The 17543-nt window shown below is 69.8% G+C and carries 20 protein-coding genes; 10 read left to right on the top strand and 10 right to left on the bottom strand.

Annotation, left to right across the window (positions count from 1 at the left end; all coding sequences use genetic code 11):
• Nucleotides 1-26 precede the first annotated feature (26 nt).
• Both Q9R13_RS14165 and Q9R13_RS14160 read left to right on the top strand, forming a co-directional pair.
• Nucleotides 27-635, top strand: a complete 609-nt coding sequence (locus Q9R13_RS14165; protein ID WP_310961817.1) for a hypothetical protein — start codon at nt 27-29, stop codon at nt 633-635.
• Nucleotides 625-1176 (top strand): P-loop NTPase family protein, encoded by a 552-nt coding sequence (locus Q9R13_RS14160; protein ID WP_310961816.1) that lies wholly within the window; start codon nt 625-627, stop codon nt 1174-1176. Before Q9R13_RS14165 ends, Q9R13_RS14160 begins: the two co-directional genes overlap by 11 nt.
• On the opposite strand, the gene Q9R13_RS14155 is transcribed toward Q9R13_RS14160, so the two are convergent.
• Complete coding sequence (locus Q9R13_RS14155; RefSeq protein ID WP_310961815.1) at nt 1095-2393, bottom strand: MFS transporter; 1299 nt, start codon at nt 2391-2393, stop codon at nt 1095-1097. The genes Q9R13_RS14160 and Q9R13_RS14155 overlap by 82 nt on opposite strands.
• 83 nt (nt 2394-2476) lie before the next feature.
• Between Q9R13_RS14155 and Q9R13_RS14150 the strand changes: the two genes are divergently transcribed.
• Entirely contained in the window at nt 2477-3790 is a 1314-nt protein-coding gene (locus Q9R13_RS14150; protein ID WP_310961814.1) for a lipase family protein, read from the top strand.
• 43 nt (nt 3791-3833) lie between these two features.
• Here Q9R13_RS14150 and Q9R13_RS14145 read toward each other — a convergent pair whose 3' ends face one another.
• Genes Q9R13_RS14145 through Q9R13_RS14135 form a run of 3 tightly spaced genes read right to left on the bottom strand, consistent with a single transcriptional unit; the run spans nt 3834 to nt 5999 of the window.
• Nucleotides 3834-4556, bottom strand: a complete 723-nt coding sequence (locus Q9R13_RS14145) for an ankyrin repeat domain-containing protein (RefSeq protein ID WP_310961813.1) — start codon at nt 4554-4556, stop codon at nt 3834-3836.
• 31 nt (nt 4557-4587) lie between these two features.
• Nucleotides 4588-5646 carry a cation diffusion facilitator family transporter gene (locus tag Q9R13_RS14140; RefSeq protein ID WP_310961812.1) on the bottom strand — a complete coding sequence of 353 codons (1059 nt, stop codon included), beginning with the start codon at nt 5644-5646 and terminating at the stop codon, nt 4588-4590.
• Entirely contained in the window at nt 5643-5999 is a 357-nt protein-coding gene (locus Q9R13_RS14135) for a metalloregulator ArsR/SmtB family transcription factor (protein WP_310961811.1), read from the bottom strand. The genes Q9R13_RS14140 and Q9R13_RS14135 overlap by 4 nt, the downstream gene beginning before the upstream one ends.
• A gap of 155 nt (nt 6000-6154) precedes the next feature.
• Here Q9R13_RS14135 and Q9R13_RS14130 point away from each other — a divergent pair, with 155 nt between their 5' ends.
• The 6 genes from Q9R13_RS14130 (at nt 6155) to Q9R13_RS14105 (ending at nt 10822) form a co-directional block, all read left to right on the top strand.
• Nucleotides 6155-6724, top strand: a complete 570-nt coding sequence (locus Q9R13_RS14130) for an RNA polymerase sigma factor (protein ID WP_310961810.1) — start codon at nt 6155-6157, stop codon at nt 6722-6724.
• The gene (locus Q9R13_RS14125; protein WP_310961809.1) at nt 6721-7509 is read left to right on the top strand and encodes a hypothetical protein; all 789 of its coding nucleotides are present in this window, start codon (nt 6721-6723) and stop codon (nt 7507-7509) included. The genes Q9R13_RS14130 and Q9R13_RS14125 overlap by 4 nt, the downstream gene beginning before the upstream one ends.
• A 98-nt stretch (nt 7510-7607) precedes the next feature.
• Nucleotides 7608-8090 carry a GNAT family N-acetyltransferase gene (locus Q9R13_RS14120; RefSeq protein ID WP_458295151.1) on the top strand — a complete coding sequence of 161 codons (483 nt, stop codon included), beginning with the start codon at nt 7608-7610 and terminating at the stop codon, nt 8088-8090.
• Nucleotides 8087-8893: an inositol monophosphatase family protein gene (locus tag Q9R13_RS14115; RefSeq protein ID WP_310961807.1), complete on the top strand. Its 807-nt coding sequence runs from the start codon at nt 8087-8089 to the stop codon at nt 8891-8893. Before Q9R13_RS14120 ends, Q9R13_RS14115 begins: the two co-directional genes overlap by 4 nt.
• Before the next feature lie 280 nt (nt 8894-9173).
• Nucleotides 9174-9677, top strand: coding sequence for a nitroreductase family deazaflavin-dependent oxidoreductase (locus tag Q9R13_RS14110; RefSeq protein WP_310961806.1), 504 nt, complete (start codon nt 9174-9176; stop codon nt 9675-9677).
• Between the two features lie 224 nt (nt 9678-9901).
• A complete protein-coding gene (locus Q9R13_RS14105) occupies nt 9902-10822 on the top strand; it encodes a methylenetetrahydrofolate reductase (RefSeq protein WP_310961805.1) in 921 nt (306 codons plus the stop codon).
• Between the two features lie 59 nt (nt 10823-10881).
• Here Q9R13_RS14105 and Q9R13_RS14100 read toward each other — a convergent pair whose 3' ends face one another.
• The 3 genes from Q9R13_RS14100 to Q9R13_RS14090 are packed head-to-tail and all read right to left on the bottom strand — an operon-like array spanning nt 10882 to nt 14360.
• Nucleotides 10882-12429: an acyl-CoA synthetase gene (locus Q9R13_RS14100; RefSeq protein WP_310961804.1), complete on the bottom strand. Its 1548-nt coding sequence runs from the start codon at nt 12427-12429 to the stop codon at nt 10882-10884.
• Between the two features lie 12 nt (nt 12430-12441).
• Nucleotides 12442-13566 carry a DUF5938 domain-containing protein gene (locus Q9R13_RS14095; protein WP_310961803.1) on the bottom strand — a complete coding sequence of 375 codons (1125 nt, stop codon included), beginning with the start codon at nt 13564-13566 and terminating at the stop codon, nt 12442-12444.
• Between the two features lie 5 nt (nt 13567-13571).
• A complete protein-coding gene (locus Q9R13_RS14090; protein WP_310961802.1) occupies nt 13572-14360 on the bottom strand; it encodes an SDR family NAD(P)-dependent oxidoreductase in 789 nt (262 codons plus the stop codon).
• Nucleotides 14361-14515: 155 nt separating this feature from the next.
• Between Q9R13_RS14090 and Q9R13_RS14085 the strand changes: the two genes are divergently transcribed.
• Nucleotides 14516-15160, top strand: coding sequence for a TetR/AcrR family transcriptional regulator (locus Q9R13_RS14085; protein WP_310961801.1), 645 nt, complete (start codon nt 14516-14518; stop codon nt 15158-15160).
• 120 nt (nt 15161-15280) lie between these two features.
• On the opposite strand, the gene Q9R13_RS14080 is transcribed toward Q9R13_RS14085, so the two are convergent.
• From Q9R13_RS14080 to Q9R13_RS14070, 3 genes are all read right to left on the bottom strand, one after another.
• Entirely contained in the window at nt 15281-15718 is a 438-nt protein-coding gene (locus Q9R13_RS14080) for a hypothetical protein (protein WP_310961800.1), read from the bottom strand.
• Nucleotides 15719-15811: 93 nt separating this feature from the next.
• Nucleotides 15812-16636 carry an NAD-dependent epimerase/dehydratase family protein gene (locus Q9R13_RS14075; protein ID WP_310961799.1) on the bottom strand — a complete coding sequence of 275 codons (825 nt, stop codon included), beginning with the start codon at nt 16634-16636 and terminating at the stop codon, nt 15812-15814.
• A gap of 63 nt (nt 16637-16699) precedes the next feature.
• Nucleotides 16700-17446, bottom strand: a complete 747-nt coding sequence (locus tag Q9R13_RS14070) for an SDR family oxidoreductase (RefSeq protein WP_310961798.1) — start codon at nt 17444-17446, stop codon at nt 16700-16702.
• Nucleotides 17447-17543: the final 97 nt, after the last annotated feature.

The raw sequence follows: 17543 nt of genomic DNA, 5'->3' as shown, positions 1-17543 counted from the left end.
GGCGCCGGTGGCCTAGCATCCGCTGCATGCCACTGTCGCCCGAGGAGTTCCACCGCCATGCCCTCGCCGCCGCCGACGCCGACCAGCGGCTGCCGCTGTCCAGGATGACCGGCTGGGACGTCAGCCCGTTCGAGCCCGACGGCCTGCGCGTGTCTCGGTTGCGGGAGCCGGTGTTGCCCGAGCCGCCCCGGCACGGCGACGACCCGTCCGACTGCGGGTCCTGTCGGGCCCGCGACGAGGGGATCTGGCTCGACGACCACTGGCGGCTGACCAGGGTCGGCGGCGTCGGCGTACCACTGGTGCTGATGCTGCACCCGCGCGACCACCACGACCTCGCCGACCTGCCCGACGACCGTGCCGCCGAGCTCGGCGTGCTCAGCACGCACCTCGCCCGCCACGTCGAGGCGCTGCCGCACATCGGCCGCTGTCACGTCTACCGGATCGGCGATGGCGGGGCGCACCTGCACGTGTGGTTCTTCGCGCGGCCGGAGGGCCAGAGCCAGCTCTACGGGTCGTGGCTGGTGGTCTGGGACGACCTGCTGCCGGAGTATCCCGCCGAGGTCGCGCAGACCGACGCCGGCGCCGTGGCCGACGCCCTGGTGGCGTCGTACGGCGGCCGCCGCGGTGACGGCTAGCCCGATGCGCCGTTGTCGGCTGCACGTGATGGGGGCGAGCGGCACCGGCACGACGACGCTGGCCCGCGCCGTGGCCGACCACTGGTCGGTGCCACACGCCGATGCCGACGACTACTTCTGGGTGCCCACCGACCCGCCGTACACGCAGAAGCGGCACGAGGACGTGCGACTGGCGTTGATGCGAGACGTGTTCGTGCCGCGTGAGGCCTGGGTCCTGTCGGGGTCGATGGTCGGCTCGGGTGACCCCGTGGTGGCGCGGTGCGACGCGGTCGTGTTCTTGACCCTCGATCACGAGGAGCGGCTGCGCCGGCTCGAGCGCCGTGAGGCGATCCGGCAGGAGGGAAGGGATCCCGACTCCGCGGGATGGCGGGCCTTCGTGGACTGGGCGCGCGGCTACGAGGACCCGATGTTCGAGGGACGCAGTCGGGTCCGGCACGAGCGGTGGCTGGCGGGACTGCCTCAGCCGGTGCTCCGGCTGGACAGCGCCGGGGCCGTCGAGGAGCTCTGCGACGCCGTCCTCGCCTGGGAACCCGCCGGCTGAGTCGGGGGCTTGCCGCGCCGCGGCAGCAGCGCCGGCGTGGCGAGCAGCAGCACGCCGGCGGCGGCGATGCCGACGCGCGGGCTGGTCACCGTGGCCAGCACGCCCCACAGCGCGGTCACCGCAGCGATGCCCGCACTGGTGGTCACCGACCACGCAGCCAGCACGCGCGCGAGCCGATCCGGGTCGACGACCTGCATCCGGTAGGTCCCGACGACCGGGTTGTGCAGGCTGATGCAGCCGATCAGCGCCAGCTCCACCGCCATCACGATCACCAGGCCGGACCAGCCCGGCCGGACGAAGGCCAGCCCGATCGGCCACAGCGCACGCACCGCGCCGAGCCGCAGCAGTACGGCGGTCTGCCCGTAGCGCGCGACCACCCGGCGGGCGAGCCTCGAGCCGACCAGCCCGCCCAGGCAGGGCAGCGCGAAGGCCAGGCCGTACTGCCAGGGCGGAAAGCCGAGCGGGCCCAGCATCATGAAGGTCAACAAGGGCTCGGCGGCCATGATCAGCGCGTTGACCGCGACGACGTTGAGGAAGACCCGCCGCAGCGTCCGGTCCGCCCAGATCCATCGCCAGCCGAGCAGCAGGTCGGCGAAACGGGTCCGCTCCGCGCGGGTGGGCACCGCGGGCTCGTCGCCGCGGATCGCAGTGATCCCGAGGGCCGAGAGCAGGTAGCTGGCGGCGTCGGCCAGGACGGTCGCCACCGGGCCGATCACCCCCATCGCGGCGCCGCCCACGACCGGCCCGACGACCGTGGCCGACCAGGTCGTCGACTCGAACCGGCTGCTCGCCGTCAGCAGGTGCTCGGGCGGCACCAGGCCTTTGAGGTAGCTGCCGCTGGCGGCGTTGAATGCGATCTTCGCGGCCGCGGTGACGACGCTGACCACGAGCAGTTGGACGAGGGTGAGGACGCCGAGCCACAAGGCCAGCGGGATCGTGGCCAGCGCGAGGAACCGGGCCAGGTCCATCGTGATCATCACCGGTCGCTTGCGTCGGAACTCGACCCACGGACCGAGCGGTACGGCAAGCACGGCGCCGGCCGCCAGCCCGGCGACCGACAGGGCCGACACCTCGCCCGCGCTCGCCCCGAGCACGGTGATCGCGACGTAGGAGAAGGCGCCGAAGCCCAGGCCGGTGCCATAGGCACTGACCGCGTAGGCACTCCACAGCCAGCCGAAGCTCCTGCCCAGCCTGGCCCGCTCGAGCACTGTCGCCACGCCTCCTTGCGCGCTCCGGGGCCGGATGGATGGCATGATCACCGCGGTTGTCCGACAGTGACCACGCGGGGGAGGAGCGCCTGATGGGCCCGGAACACACCGAGGATCTCGTGCCGACGGGCGGCGAAGACGGCGACACGCTCACCACGGAGCTGCTCCTCCCCGGAGTCGACCCGTTCCACGACGCGCCGGCCGACCTCGCGATGCTCGCTCCGGGCACGGTGATCCGGACCCGCCGGGTCAGGCTGGGCTTCCTCGGGCTGGTTCCCCAGCGACGGCTGCGGGCCTGGCAGATCGCCTACCGCAGCACCAGCCTGCATGGAGAGCCCGAGCTCGCAGTCAGCACCGTGGTCGTCCCGGGCGGCGCGCAACGGCGTACTCCTCGCGGGCTGATCGGCTACCAGTGCGCCATCGACGCCGTGTCCGACCGCTGTTTCCCGTCGTACGCGATGCGCGCCGGCGCCCGACCCTGGGGCGCGCTCCCCCAGTTCGAGGTCATCCTCGTCGCGGCCCTGCTCGCCCGCGGCTTCGCGGTCAGCATCGCCGACCACGAGGGGCAGGCCGGCAGCTTCGCAGCACCGCGCGAGCCCGGCTACCGGGTCCTCGACGGGCTCCGCGCGGCCCTCGCCGTACCCGCGCTGGGTCTCGATCCGGAGCTGCGCATGGGGCTGATCGGGTACTCCGGCGGCGGGATGGCGACATCGTGGGCGGTCGAGATGGCCGGGGACTACGCCCCGGAGCTGCCGCTGGTCGGCGCCGTGCTGGGCTCACCGGTCGGTGACCCCGGCGAGGCGTTCCTGAAGCTCAACGGTGGGCCGTTCGCCGGCCTCCCCGCGCTCGTGGTCGCCGGGCTGCGGCACGTCTACCCCGGGCTGGCCTCGATCGTGCGCACGCACACCGATGTACGCGGCGTGCGCCGGCTGGACGCACTGGAGCGTCTGACGACCATCGGCGCGGTGCTGCGCTACGCCTTCGACGACTTCGACAGCTACGTCGACGCCCCGCTCGCCGACCTGCTGGCCACCCCCGAGGTGCTCGAGGTCTTCGAGGACCTCCGCCTCGGCAAACATTCACCGGCCTGCCCGGTGCTGGTGCTGCAGTCGACCAACGACCAGGTCGTCGACGTCGCCGACGTCGACGACCAGGTGCAGCGGTACGTCGACCACGACGGCGAGGTGCTCTATGTGCGCGACCGGATCAGCGAGCACATCAGCCTGATGGTGCTGGGCTTCCCGACGATGCTCGGCTGGCTGGAAGATCGGTTCCGGGCGTACGACGAGCCTGCGCCGACCGGGGTCCGCACCACCGTCTCGGTGGCGCTCTCACCGCGGTCGTGGCCGGGGTTCGCCCGGATGGGTGGCGCACTGGGCCGGACCGTGTTGGGGCTCGCAGGCTGAGCCGCGAAAGCCCGCTCGTCCGAGGTCACGAGCGCACGGAACCTCACCGCGGAGCGTGCTCGGCCGGTACGCCGAGCCCCTCGAGCCACTCGATCACGTTGCTCCGCTGGGTTCCGTGTGAGCGGGCGACGTCAAGCACGGTGCCACTGCCGTACTCGGGGCTGAAGGCGAGGTCGGCGCCACGGTCCAACAAGAGCTCAGCGCAACGACGCTGCCCCGCGGCACACGCGTGCCAGAACGCCTGGTCGACCGCACCCGGCCCTGGGTCCGCCCCACCCAGCAGGTCCACCAGCTGACCGGTCAGGCCCAGTGCCGCGGCCTGCCAGGGCTTGTCGATCTCGGCGCCGCTCGCGACGAGGAGGCGCGCGACGTTCCAGCAGCCGTAGCCGATCGCGTTGTCCAGCGGAGTGCCGATCGAGCCGTCCGGGGCGGCCACGTCGGCGCCGGCATCGATCAGGATCCTGGCCACGTCGGCGTCGTCGCTGCTGGCCGCCCAGTGCAGCGGGGTCTCGCCGGTGCCGTCCTTGCTGCGGGCATCAAGCTCGGCGCCGGCGTCGATCAGGATTCGAGCGATGCGCGGACCGTTGCGGAAGAAGCCGGGCCAGTCGGCGACGACGTGCAGCGACGTGCGACCCCCTGCGACCTCGAGGCGGTCGCGGGCCAGCCCGGGACGGGCGGCGAGCAACTGCGTGAGCGTCTCGACGTCCCCGGCCCGGATCGCCAGGACGACGTTGACCTCATCGGCTTGCTGGCTGGCATCGGTCACGTCCTGAATCTATGCGGTGAGCGACTGCTCGTCAGGGATGGGTGGCTGCCGGGTGGGCTCCCTCGGGGCTGACGTGGATGACGGCAGTGGTCAGCCGCGGCAGTGCCTCGAGCAGGTGCGCTTCTGCGTGATGTGCAATGTCGTGTCCGAGGGAGACGGGGAGCTCGGCGGGCACGGTGATGTCGCCATCGGCGTGGAGGGTGTGTCCGATCCAGCGCAGTCGGAGACTGCGGACGGCAAGCACGCCGTCAACGGTGCTGACCGCGTCTCGGGCGACGTGCACGAGGTCGGGACTCACGGCGTCCATCAAGCGAGCACCGACTTGGGTCAGGGCGGAGCGCAGTACTCCGAGGATCGCGATCGCGATGAGGAGTCCGACCACCGGGTCGGCCCACGGCAGCCCCCCGGCGACGCCGGCCGCTCCGAGGACGACGGCCAGCGAGGTAAAGCCATCGGTACGCGCATGGAGTCCGTCTGCGACAAGTGCGGCTGAGCCGATCTGCCGGCCGACACGAATCCGGTAGCGCGCCACCAACTCGTTGCCGATGAAGCCCACCAGTCCGGCGGCCGCGACTGCCCAGAGGTGGGCGACGTCGCGGGGGTGAACCAGTCGATCGATGGCTTCCCAGCCGGCAAGGAGACTGGAGAATGCGATCATGGCGACGACGAAAAGACCAGCGAGGTCCTCGGCACGGCCGTATCCATAGGTGAAGCGGTCGTTGGCCGGCCGCCGGGCGAGCCAGAACGCCGCCAGCAGTGGCACGGCAGTGAGGGCGTCCGCGACGTTGTGGAGGGTGTCTCCCAGCAAGGCCACCGAGCCGGTGAGCGTGACGACGACCCCCTGGAGCAGAGCGGTGAGGGCCAGGACGAGCAGGCTGATCCACAGGGCTCGTCGGCCGCGCGCGTCTGCCTCGAGTGCTTCGTCGACCTGATCGGCGGCATCGTGGGAATGCGCCCCGAACATCTCCGAGACCCCGTGCAGAACCAGTGACCACCACGGCTCGCGTCCGTGGCTGTGCCCGTGGCCATGGGCCGGGTCATGCGTGCGCTCGTCCGTGTGGGCGCCGAGATCGCGCAATCTGTGGGTCATGTCGACCCCTCCCCTGCTCGGTGGTGTGCCGGGGCCTGGTCCAGCAGGTGCTCCACGTGCCCGATCGTGTCGATGACCAGCTGCCGAACGTGGCCGTTCTCGATCCTGTAGAGAACCGAGGTGCCCTCCTTGCGGGTGGTCACCAGCCGCGCCATCCTCATCTTCGCCAGATGCTGCGAGACCCCAGGAACAGGCTTGTCCAACAGCGTGGCGAGCTCCGAGACCGACCGCTCCTCGTCGAGCAGCATTCCGGCCACCTGAAGACGGGTGGGGTCGGCCAACATGCGCAGCACCTCGACGGCGAGGGTCACAATGTCGTCGCCCCACCTTGGAGGTTGCGTATTTGCATGCATGCGCAAATTATACGGCCGCCATCGGCGCAGACGAAGGTCGCCCGGACTCGGACGGGCGCATCACACGAGGGGTCCGTTGATCTGGGTGCGAACGCACGCGCGCCCGTTGGCGAGATCGGATGACACACTCGTGGCATCTCGGACAGGAACAGGGCATGGGATCCTCGGCGTCGACGCAGGAACGTGAACAACGGTTCCGCGGTGTCTACGACGCGGCGTACGGCGACCTGCTTCGTTTCGTTCGCAGACGGGTGCATCCGACTCACGCCGAAGACGTCGTCGGTGAGGTCATGCTGGTCGCGTGGCGCCGCCTCGACGACGTACCGACGGACCTGTCGGCGGCGCGCGCGTGGCTGTTCGGCGTTGCCCGCAAGACCCTCCAGAACACCCGGCGCCGCGAGGACAGGCACGATGCCGTCGCGGTCTGCCTCGCCGAAGCCCGGCATGGTTCCGCGGATACAGGCGACCACCCCGATCTGGTCGCCTGCCGGGTCGACCTCGCGGCAGCCTGGCCGCTGCTGAGCGCGGTCGACCAAGAGGCGCTCGCTCTCTCCGTGCTGGACGGGCTCACCGGGCCCGAGGCGGCCGCGGTGCTGGGCATCTCCTCCACTGCCTTCCGCCTGCGGTTGTCTCGTGCCCGACGCAGCCTGCGACGCCGCCTCGACTCCACCTCTGCGGACGACCGCCTGCGCAGCCACCCTGCATCCGAGAGGAGCACGCGATGAGGAGGCGCCCAGCCGATGCCGTGATCACCGAAGCCCTGCGACACCTCGATCCCGCACGGGGGACCCACCTGACCAATGCGGAGGTCGAACGCGCCAACGCGGCATTCGCCCGCATCGTTGCGGCGCCGGAACACGGAGCCGTCCCCGTGGAGCCGGACCGACCGCGGCGTGGCCGGGGTCGGCTGCTGGTGGGTGTCGGCGTGGTCGGTGCCGGCATCGCCATCCCCTGGCTGCTTCTCGGTGGAGGGACCGCCTACGGATCGTGGACGCCGAGGCCCGAGCCCCTGACGTCGGTCACCGCGGCCAGGGCCGCGACAACGTGTCGCGTCGCCCTCGGCGTACCGGACCGGGGAGAGCATGTCGCGGTCGCAGAGCGGCGTGGCGAATGGACCTACCTACTGCTCGCCGGGCCAGGCACGGAGGCCGTCTGCCTGATGCCTCGCGAAGTCGTCGGGCGCGAATCGGCTGGCGGGGAGGACTTCTTCGGGAGCTACGACACGGACGCTGGCGCGCCGCCGACCGTCGCACCCGACCACGTCGCCGAGACCACCAGCATGGAGGGCAGCACCCACGAGGGTTGGTTCAGCTGGGTCCAGGGCTATGTGGGCAGCGACGTCACCGGTGTCACCGTGCACACCTCTTCGGGTCTGGACATCGAGGCCTCGGTGGCCGGGAACCGGTTCGCCGCATGGTGGCCGTCGCACCAGCAGAGCTCCGACCATCCCGCCGAGACGTGGTCCTACACCGTCCACCTCGCCGACGGGAGCGCGCGGCCCGCCAGATGACGTACGACGCGCTCCGGGCCCGCGCACGTCAGCGGACGCTCGTCGTCCTCGGGCAGCATCGCCGGATCGTTCCGAACTCGCCGGCTTAGAGTGCGGACATGCTGCCAGCACCGACGCCGCGTCTACGGTTTCGCGAGATGACCGAAGGCGACCTGGCCGCGATCGCGACTCTGGAGACCGGCGGATCGCGGGGCCCTGAGGGCTGGATCGAGTGGACCGTACGAAACTACGACCAGTACGGATTCGGCCTCTGGGTGATCGAGACCCACGCGGGAGACTTCGTGGGCGACTGCGGTCTGACGATGCAGGACGTTGAAGGAGATCAGCTGGTCGAAGTCGGTTGGCACGTGCGCACGCCTCTTCGGCGCAAGGGCTACGCATCCGAAGCGGCGGGGTCCGTACGCGCCGCGGCACGCGACGCCGGCGTAAGTCACCTGATCGCCATCATCCGGCCGAGCAACATCGCCTCCCAGCGGGTTGCGACCAACATCGGACTCACGCTCGAGCGCGAGGTCCACGCCCACGGTGGCCCAGCCCTGGTCTTTGGGGCTGACCTCACTGCGCAAGGCGAGCCGACATGACTGCGCTGTCGCGCGACGTGGAAGTCGCTTTGGCGGCAGTCGGAGCAGGAGCGGCGACCGTGCGCGCTGCATACGGCGGAGCTCTGACCATCCATACGAAGTCCGGCCTCGACTTCGCTACGAACGCAGACATCGAGGCAGAGGCCGCGATCCTCGAGGTGATCACCGCCGCGCTCCCCGACGATGCCTTCGAGGGCGAGGAGACAGGCCGCCGCGGTGGCAGCGCACCCACACGCCGGTGGCTTGTCGACCCACTCTGCGGGACCCTCAACTTCGCCGCTCAGACGCCGTTGGTGGCCGTCAACATCGCTCTGGTCAACGGCTCACGCACCATTGCTGCGGCGGTGGCCGATCCGATCGCCGGCGAAGTGTTCTGGACGGACGCTGAGCAAGCCATGCTCAGAGCTGCCGACGGGGCGGACGTCGCGACATCTCCTTCGCCGGGATCTCGGCTCGTCGACGTCAACTGCGATGGTCCCCTTGACCGCCCGTTCCTTGGCGCGCAGGTGATCGACGCTGCGTTCCGCGCAGCGTTTGGTCCTCGGGTCATGTCGAGCACGCTCGCGGTCGCGTGGGTAGCGGCCGGGCGGCGCGCCGGCTACGTCAGCGACGGCCATGTCGTCGACAACGTGCACTTCGCCGCAGGGATCGCGCTCTGCCGCGCCGCAGGGTGCATCGTCACCGACCTCAGCGGGGCCGAGGTCGGAATGGGCCGCGGCCTCATCATCGGAGCCGATGCCCCGACTCACCACCACCTGCTGAGCATCGTGACGCCTCACGTGGAGGCACTGGAGCAGCAGTGAAACTGGCCGCAGCCTTCATCGCCCGGGCGTTCCTCATGATCTGCGCAGGATCCAGTCGACGGCTCGACATGACGTGAGTTGTTCATCAACACGGAGGCAATTTCCAACTTCACTGCATCTCGACAACAACTGGCGCCGTCGGCGAGCCATGCGGACGAAGCGTGAGTAGTGGCCCTGGACGAGCACGGTAACGTCCCGGGTGGGGCCGTTGCGGTGCTTGCCCATGAGGACATCGGCCTCGCCGGGGCGCGTTGACTCGCGCTCGTAGACGGGATCGTTGATGACAGATCAGAAGGCTCCCTCGCCGATCGCCCACATTGCGGCAGTGATCCTGCGTACCCGATGCTTCGTGCGTGCTCCGATCCTGCTGTACCGGGCACGTCTCGGCTTCCTGCTCGGCGGGCGCCTGCTGATGCTCGAGCACCGCGGACGCAAGACCGGTCGGCGGCGTTACGTCGTCCTGGAGGTGGTGGACCGATCCGGCGATGAGTACACGGTCGCGGCCGGATTCGGCGAGCGAGCCCAATGGCTGCACAACCTCGATGCCCATCCCCAGGCACGCATCTCGATCGGCAGGCAGGTGCGCTTGCCCGTCGTCGCCCGCCGGCTCACCGACGCCGAGGTGCAGGAGTCACTCCGCCGCTACGCGTTGGCGCACCCGCGGGCGTGGCGCAGCCTCGCGCCGGTCTTCGAGCAGACCCTCGGCGCACCGATCAGTACCACGGGGACGACCCTGCCGATGGTCCGCCTCGTCCCCGCCGAGCCGCGGCCGGGACTGTCCTGACGGACCTGCCAGGCCATCGACCCGGCAACGCGTCGAGGGCCGCGCCGATAAGGGACATCGGCGTGCTTTGTGCCCGATGGGTGAGGGACACATGCAGCGACGCTTCGACCCTCGCTGGTGGCGCGCGATGGAGCGTCCGCGGCCGAACTCTGAGAGCCGGCGAGGGACGTGGTCGGCTGTCGTGAGGTCCTGAAGCGAGTGGCCGGATCGACTAGGTTCGCCACGTGGATCTGCGGCAGCTCATCTCCGAACGCAAGAGCGAGTTCCTGCTGTTCGCCGTGACGCCCCCGCGGGCTGCAGCGTCGGGGCAGCGGGCCCAGGAGGTCGCGGACGTCACGCGTGAGCGCCTTGAGACGCTCGATCTGGACGGTCTCGTGCTGTACGACATCGACGACGAGAGCGATCGCAACGAGGAGGAGCGACCGTTCCCGTTCCTTCCGACGATGGATCCGGCGAGGTTCCTCGACAAGCACCTCGCCGCGTTGCAGCTACCGGCAGTGGTCTACCGCGCCGTGGGCAAGTACCCGGAGCCGGAGCTCCGGTCGTGGATGGCCGCCCAGGATCCCGACCGGCTCATGACGGTCTTCGTGGGGGCGTCGTCGCGCGACAGGCACGTCACCACGTCGTTGGCACGTGCCATGCAGCTGCGGGCCGAGATGAGGCCCGACCTGCTCCTCGGTGGCGTGGCGATCCCGGAACGCCACACCAGACGCGGTCAGGAACACCAGCGGCTGATCGCGAAGCAGTCCGCAGGCTGCTCGTTCTTCGTCACACAGGTCGTCTACGACGTCAACGCCGCGAAGAACCTCGTGTCGGACTATCGCTACGAGTGCGAAGCCCGGGGCATCGCCCCGATGCCGATCGTCTTCACGTTCTCGGTCTGTGGATCGATGAGGACACTGGAGTTCCTCCGCTGGCTGGGCGTCGACGTCCCCCGCTGGATCCAGAACGACCTGCGGCACGCAGAGGACACCCTCGCGGCGTCGTACCAGCTCGCCCTTGCTGCCGCTCGGGAGCTCATCGAGTACTGCCGCCGGCTCGGCGTGCCGTTCGGGATCAACGTGGAGAGCGTGTCCATCCGCCGCGCCGAGATCGAGGCCGCCGTGCGCCTTGCTGCCCAGTTGCGCGCGGAGTTGAGCCGGTAGCACCGACGGCGCAGGTCGCCGGCTCGACGCCACCTGGCGGTGTTCCTGCGCCGATCGGGTCAGGCCAGCAACCGCTCCTTGATCTCGGTCTTGAGCACCTTGCCCACCTTCGAGCGCGGCAGGTCCACCCAGATCTCAACCTGCTTGGGTGTCTTGACGCTGCCGATCCGCTCCTTCAGGAACGCCCGCACCTCCTCGGGCGTGACCGTCTGGCCCGGGCGCAGCTGCAGCACGGCAGTGAGGCGCTCGCCCCACTTCTCGTCGGGCAGCCCAACGACCGCGCAGTCGGCGACGGCCGGGTGGGTCATCAGGGCCTGCTCGACCTCGGTGGAGTAGACGTTGAAACCGCCGGTGATCACCATGTCCTTCGCCCGGTCGACGATGTGCAGGAAGCCATTTTCGTCGAGGTAGCCGATGTCGCCCGTGTGGTGCCAGCCGTACGCCGACGCCTCGGCCGTCGCCTCCGGGTTCTTGTAGTAGCCGCGCATGACCAGCGAGCTGCGGACCACAATCTCGCCGCGCTCGCCCTGCGGGAGCAGTTGCCCGGAGGAGGACATCACGGCCACCGTCACGAGCGGCGCGGGCCGGCCGGCCGACGACAGCCGCTCGACGGCGATCGAGCCGTCCGCCCGGAAGTGGTCCCGCGGCGCCATCGTGGAGATCATCATCGGCGCCTCGGTCTGCCCGAACAGCTGTGCCATCACCGGGCCGATCCTGGTCAGCGCCTCCTCCAGCCGCTGGGCCGACATGGGCGCGGCGCCGTACCAGAAGCACTGCAGAGACGAGAGGTCCGTCGACTCCAGCGCCGGGTGGTCGAGCACCATGTAGATCAGCGTCGGCGGCAGGAAGGTGTGGGTCACCCGGTGCTCGGCGATCGCCGACAGGAAGCCGTCGACGTCGGGCGTCCGCATCACCACGATCGATCCGCCGGAGGACAGGACCGGGAAGCAGAGCACTCCGGCGGCGTGGGTGAGCGGCGCCAGAGCGAGGTACGTCGGCCGGTCGGGTCGGGTGGGCCAGGGATAGCCGATCAGGGTCAGCGCCGTCATCGTCTCGAGGTTGGTGCCGCTGAGCATCACTCCCTTCGGCCTGCCGGTGGTGCCTCCGGTCCCGACGATCATGGCCAGGTCGTCCGCGGCCGGCCGGTCGACGGTCCCGTCGACCTCCTCGCTCCCGACCGCCAGGAAGTCCTCCCACCCGAGCGCCCAGTCGAACGATCCGTCGAGGCACACCAGCGTCGTCACGGCCGGCAGGTCGCCGCGAATCTGGTCGACGAGGGCGGCGTACCGCGACTGAAAGATCAGCGTCGTGCAGTCGAACAGGTCGAGCAGCTCACGGTTCTCGTCGGCCTCGTTGCGCGGGTTGATCGGGCACCAGACCGCTCCGGCCCGGCTGATCCCGAACACGCAGGTGAAGGCCACGGGGTCGTTCGACGACAGGATCGCGACCTTGTCGCCAGGCCGGACGCCCCGTCCTGCGAGGGCGGACGCGACCTGTCCGGCGAGGTCTCGCACCTGGTCGTACGTCCACGTCCGCCCGTCGCAGACCAGGCAGGGGGCGTCGCCCCCCAGCGACGCACCCTTGTCCAGGTAGTCGACCAGCCGCACCGGCCCGCCTCCTCAGCCCTCGACCGTGAGGACCGGCTCGGCGACCAGGCCGAAGGCCCGCAGCTGGCCGAGGAGCGCGCGGTGTCCGAACGCCTTGCAGCCCGACGCGAACCCGACCCGCAGCGGCGGCTGCTGGAGGAGCGAATACGCTGCGTACGCCTGCAGCAGCCCGGTCTGCTTGTAGTTCTGGTTGCCGTGGATCACGCAGTGTGCGCGACCGAGGGGGCCGGAGGCGTGCACGGAGTCGAGCGACTTGTTGAGGCGGGGGTTCTCGCGCGGGGGCATCTGGTTCATCACCTGCGCCGCGGTCGCGGTCAGCGCCTCGTCCCGCTCCGCCTCCGACATGTCCTTGGTCGCCTCCAGCGCGCCGGCAACGATCTGCGGGACGCCGTTCATCAGGGCCGCGTTGAAGACGCCGCCCTGGGCCTTGCAGTTCGCGATCCGCGGGTCCGTGCGATACCAGACCGGGTGCGAGGTGCCGCCCCACGGCAGCGACAGTGCGAGCTCGTGCTGGCCGGGTACGACGAGCGGCACCAGACCCTGGGTCGGGTCGAACTCGACGTACTGGTTCTGCTGGAGGTAGTGCGCCGTCGACGTCGCGGCGTTGACCAGGATGGTCTGCGTGGAGGCGATCGTGGGGGATCCGCCCCAGAAGACCGCGATGTCGAGGGTGTCCAGTCCCGGCTTCTCGAGGCAGAGCTCGGCGGCGATCTCGCCGGTCGTGTACATCTGGGCGAGGCCGGGGGAGAGCAGCAGGCCGGCGGCGGCGAAGTCCGCGGCCCAGCGCTCGTCGCAGGTGATCAGCCAGTCCTGCTCCCCGGTGGTGTCGAGGTAGTGGGTGCCGGCGGCGAGGCAGGCCTCGACGACCTCGGGTCCGTGCTTGCTGAACGGTCCGACCGTGTTGCACACGACCGAGGCATCGCGGAACAGCTCAGTGAGGGAGGCGACGTCGTGGCCCACCTCGGCGATGTCGTAGTCGGCGGTCTCGATGCCGGGGACGTTGGCCTCCATCGAGGCCTTCAGCTTGTCGGCCGAGCGGCCCGCGGCGACGAAGGGGACGCCGAACTCGCGCAGGTACTCGCAGATCAGCCGGCCGGTGTAGCCGGAGGCGCCGTAGACGATCACTGGCTTGGTCATGGTGCTCACATCCCCATCCCGCCGTCGACCGGCAGGCCGGCGCCGTTGACGAACTGGGCGCGGTCGGAGGCCAGGAAGGTGACCGCGTCGGCGATCTCATCCTCGGTGGCCAGCCGACCCGACGGGGTCAGGGCGACGACGCCGGCCACCGCCTCCTCGGCCGAGGGGAACAGGCCGAGCGTGGTCATCTCGTTGGCCAGGCCGGCACCCATCTCGTTGGGGACCAGGCCGGGGTAGACGCAGTTGACCCGGACGCCGAGCCCGAGCTTGCCGCTCTCCATTGCGGCGACCCGGGTGAGCCGGTCGACCGCCGACTTCGACGCTGAGTACGCCGACAGTGCGGGGAACGCGATGGTGGCAGCGACGGAGGCGATGTTGATGACGACGCCGCCCTTGCCGGCCGGACCGCCCGGGCCCATCGTTCGGAAGGCGTGCTTGATGCCGAGCGAGGTGCCCACGACGTTGACGTCGAGGATCCGCCGGACGACGTCCGGGTCGAGGTCGACGAAGAGGCTGGCGATCTCGATGCCGGCGTTGTTGACGAGGACGTCGAGGCCACCGGTCTCCTCGACCGCGCCGGCGACGGCGGCCGCCCATGAGGCGTCCTCGGTGACGTCGAGGTGGACGTAGTGGCCGCCGACCGCCTCGGCGGCCTCCTTGCCCTTGGTGTCCTGCAGGTCGGCGATCACGACGGTGGCACCGGCCGCGGCGAGATGCTCGGCGAACTTCCGGCCCAGGCCCTGGGCACCTCCGGTCACGAGCGCCGTGCGCCCGGAGAGCTCTGCTTCGGTCATGGTGTGCGACTCCTTCGTCGGCGTGAGTGGTACGCGGTGACGTGGGCCACACAATCGGCTTCCTTGACGACTGTCAAGACTTCTCTGGACAATCGTCAAGAAAAATCTGGACGTTCGTCCAGAGATCCGCAGCAGAGGCGGTAGGGTCGGGCCTCATGACGACAGCGACCTCGCGTCGCTCGCCCGCCGACAAGCACGACGAGCGGCGCCGCGCCTTGGCCGATTCGGCCCTGCGCACCCTCGGTGAGCTTGGCTACGCCCGCGCGAGCCTGCGCGAGATCGCCAACAACTCCGAGTTCTCACATGGCGTCGTCCACTACTACTTCCACGACAAGCTCGAGCTGATCGTCTACTGCGTGCGCCAGTACAAGGCGACCTGCGTGCACCGCTACGACGGCGTCGTCGCCGACGCGACCACGCCCGACGGCCTGGTCGAGGCGTTCGCAGACAAGCTGGTCGAGACGATCGTGGACGAGGCGCCGATGCACCGGCTCTGGTACGACCTGCGCTCCCAGAGCATGTTCGAGAACAGCCTGCGCGAGGCCGTGCTCCAGATCGACCAGACGCTTGAGGACATGGTCTGGCGGGTCGTGTCGACGTACGCCGAGCTCGCCGGGCGGCCCGCCGCGATGACCCCGCGCGTCACCTATGGCCTGCTCGACGGACTGTTCCAGCAGGCACTCCTCGGCTACCTGTGCGAGCGCGAGGGCGTGCTCGACGACCTGCGGACCCAGGTCCGTGAGCTGATGCCGGTGCTGCTCGCGTCGGCACCTGCCCGGCGGGCGAAGTCGAACCGGTAGCGGGTCAGTTCAGCCCGAGCGCGGGCGGCGAAGTGGGTCCGCAGCCGCGCCACGAGGCAATCTGAACCTCCGAAGCGCCTACTCCGACGACCATCCTGGCCATGTCGTGACTCCTCGCTGTCAGTAGGTCGGGTGCGGCGCGGCTCTCGTCTGCTGCTGGGCCATGCGCCGGTCGCGCGCAATCGTGACAAGGATGATCGCGATGCCGAGCAAGGCGACCGAGGCGTTCGCGGCGGTGAGAGCGACGGCCTCACCGACGGTGGCGCCCTGGAGATGCGCGACGTGGAAGAAGAAATGCGGCACGGCGAAGAACGAGTAGGCCAGCGCCGCGGGGGTGACGAAGTGTGCCTTCGGCTTGACCATGGCGACGCCGAGCAGGAGCGCGATGCCGAGGGTCGCGCCGCCGAAGTCTCGGGCGTAGTGCTCACTGAACGGCGGGGTCAGGTCGACGGTTGGGAAGTAGCGGTAGAAGGTCTCAGGAGAGATCGCGTTCCACGCGCCGACCACGAGTTCGTCGAGGAACAAGATGGCGAGTCCGATTCGGATGAAGACGGTCATTGGGGTTTGTCCTTCGATCTGGGCGGCGCGGTCAGTCCGAACGCGCTCCGCCGGGCTCCGCGTCGTGCGCGGGTGCTCCCGCACTCCTGCACGTCAAGCACGAGGGAAGCCCTCGCGCCAGGTCGGGTACATCGGTGTCCAGCCGGCCGAGCGGGCCTTCGTGTTGGAGGCCCCACGGCCCAGTGGAGCACCTTCGGGCACTTCCCCGATCGTCGGCGCGGGGGCGCCGAGACCGGTGGCGTATGCGGGGAGCCATTCGGTGGCGGGCGCTGGCTCGTCATCGACGACGTTGTAGGCCCCATCTGGCCAGTCGATGGCCTGGACGGTCGCGACGATCACATCGTCGATGTGGACGAACGAGGTGATCGCTGGGGTGGCAGGGACAAGTCCGGCTGTGACGGCGTTTGCCATGCGGGCGCCCGGTGCGTACCACGTGTCCGGTCCGTAGAGCATGCCGTAGCGGAGCACGGTCGCGTGGGGAAGGCGACACACGAGGTCTTCCATCACCTCGATCGGCGAGCCAGCCTGAATCGGGTCGTCCTCGACGGCCGGCGTGCTGCCGTCTTCATAGGCCCACGCGATGCTCTGGACCATCATGCGACCCACGTCAGCGGCCTGTGCCGCGGCAACCAGGTTCGCGGTGCCCGCACGTCGGAGCCGGGCGTTGGCCTCGGTGTCGAAGTCGTTCAGGTCGGTCAGCTCGTGCAGGATGAGGTCCGGCGCGGCGTCCGCCACAGCGACTGTCAGGTGGGGGGCGTCGTAGACGTCGACCACGACGGGTCGGGCGCCTCGATCTCGGATGTAGTCGATGTTCTCCGCGCGACGCGTCGTCGCGGTGACGTCATGTCCCGCCTCGGCAAGAACCGGGATCAGTCTGCTTCCGATGACGCCGGAGCCGCCGGCGAGGAAGATGCGCATTGGTTGTCCATTCTCCTCTGAGGTCTGAGGCGTCAGATGCACTGACCTTGCGGTGATGCGAGGTCAGCGGGTCTGCGTGACGAGCCATTCATCGAAGGTCTGCCGTCCAAGACGCGTCCCCGCCTTCGGCAGCAAGGAGCCGTCCCGCATGCCACGGCCCCAGTCTCCGGGGATCGAGACCTCGAGGACCGGCCGGCGCCTGCCCGGCGCGGCAAGGTATCGCCGTACCAGGTCGGCCATCCTCTCCTCCTGCGGTCCCGCGAGCTCGGGCTCGATCCCGCGAGGATCGCCAGAGGCGATGGCGACGAGCTCGGCGGCGACCTCGGCGGCGGCGATCGGCTGCGACCGCATCTTCGGCACACCTTGGAGCGGGCCGAGCTTGCCGTGAGCCACGAGCTGCCTGGCGAACTCGTGGAACTGTGTCGTGCGCAGCAGCGACCAGCCTCCCGGCTCTGCTTGCAGGATCGCCTCCTGAGCAGCCTTGCCCGCGTAGTAGTTCGCGTTGACCTTCGCCGCGCCGATGATGGAGATCGCGACGTGATGGGGCACCCCCGAGGCACGCTCGGCGGCCAGCAGGTTCCGCGTCACGGTCGTGAAGAAGTCGATGGATGCCTTCGTGGAGGTGCTGCTCGTCGCGGACGCGTCGATGACCGCCGTCGCGCCCCGCAGTGCTTCCGTGAGTCCGGCGCCGCTGATGAGGTCGACGCCTGTCTCTCGGCTGATTGACACCGGCTCGTGACCGGCGGCGCGAACCGCCTCGACGACCCGTGTTCCCAGGGAGCCGGTCGCACCGGCGACGACGATCTTCATCGTGTCACCTTCGCGACCTCAGCGTGCTTCGGGAGCGGGAGAGGATGGGAGTGAGGCTTTGCGTTCATACCCTCCAGGACAGCGCAGGCGACCCGGA

Origin of the sequence: Nocardioides marmorisolisilvae, assembly GCF_031656915.1 — a bacterium.
Classification (GTDB): Bacteria; Actinomycetota; Actinomycetes; order Propionibacteriales; family Nocardioidaceae; genus Marmoricola; species Marmoricola terrisoli.
This window is presented reverse-complemented; position numbering and strand designations above follow the sequence as displayed.

Excerpts from the sequence above, each read along its gene's own strand:
- Q9R13_RS14165 (WP_310961817.1), top strand. The coding sequence starts at position 27 with ATGCCACTGTCGCCCGAGGAGTTCCACCGCCATGCCCTCGCCGCCGCC.
- Q9R13_RS14150 (WP_310961814.1), top strand. The coding sequence starts at position 2,477 with ATGGGCCCGGAACACACCGAGGATCTCGTGCCGACGGGCGGCGAAGAC.
- Q9R13_RS14140 (WP_310961812.1), bottom strand. The coding sequence starts at position 5,646 with ATGACCCACAGATTGCGCGATCTCGGCGCCCACACGGACGAGCGCACG.
- Q9R13_RS14135 (WP_310961811.1), bottom strand. The coding sequence starts at position 5,999 with ATGCATGCAAATACGCAACCTCCAAGGTGGGGCGACGACATTGTGACC.
- Q9R13_RS14130 (WP_310961810.1), top strand. The coding sequence starts at position 6,155 with ATGGGATCCTCGGCGTCGACGCAGGAACGTGAACAACGGTTCCGCGGT.
- Q9R13_RS14125 (WP_310961809.1), top strand. The coding sequence starts at position 6,721 with ATGAGGAGGCGCCCAGCCGATGCCGTGATCACCGAAGCCCTGCGACAC.
- Q9R13_RS14120 (WP_458295151.1), top strand. The coding sequence starts at position 7,608 with ATGCTGCCAGCACCGACGCCGCGTCTACGGTTTCGCGAGATGACCGAA.
- Q9R13_RS14115 (WP_310961807.1), top strand. The coding sequence starts at position 8,087 with ATGACTGCGCTGTCGCGCGACGTGGAAGTCGCTTTGGCGGCAGTCGGA.
- Q9R13_RS14110 (WP_310961806.1), top strand. The coding sequence starts at position 9,174 with ATGACAGATCAGAAGGCTCCCTCGCCGATCGCCCACATTGCGGCAGTG.
- Q9R13_RS14095 (WP_310961803.1), bottom strand. The coding sequence starts at position 13,566 with ATGACCAAGCCAGTGATCGTCTACGGCGCCTCCGGCTACACCGGCCGG.
- Q9R13_RS14090 (WP_310961802.1), bottom strand. The coding sequence starts at position 14,360 with ATGACCGAAGCAGAGCTCTCCGGGCGCACGGCGCTCGTGACCGGAGGT.
- Q9R13_RS14085 (WP_310961801.1), top strand. The coding sequence starts at position 14,516 with ATGACGACAGCGACCTCGCGTCGCTCGCCCGCCGACAAGCACGACGAG.
- Q9R13_RS14080 (WP_310961800.1), bottom strand. The coding sequence starts at position 15,718 with ATGACCGTCTTCATCCGAATCGGACTCGCCATCTTGTTCCTCGACGAA.
- Q9R13_RS14075 (WP_310961799.1), bottom strand. The coding sequence starts at position 16,636 with ATGCGCATCTTCCTCGCCGGCGGCTCCGGCGTCATCGGAAGCAGACTG.
- Q9R13_RS14070 (WP_310961798.1), bottom strand. The coding sequence starts at position 17,446 with ATGAAGATCGTCGTCGCCGGTGCGACCGGCTCCCTGGGAACACGGGTC.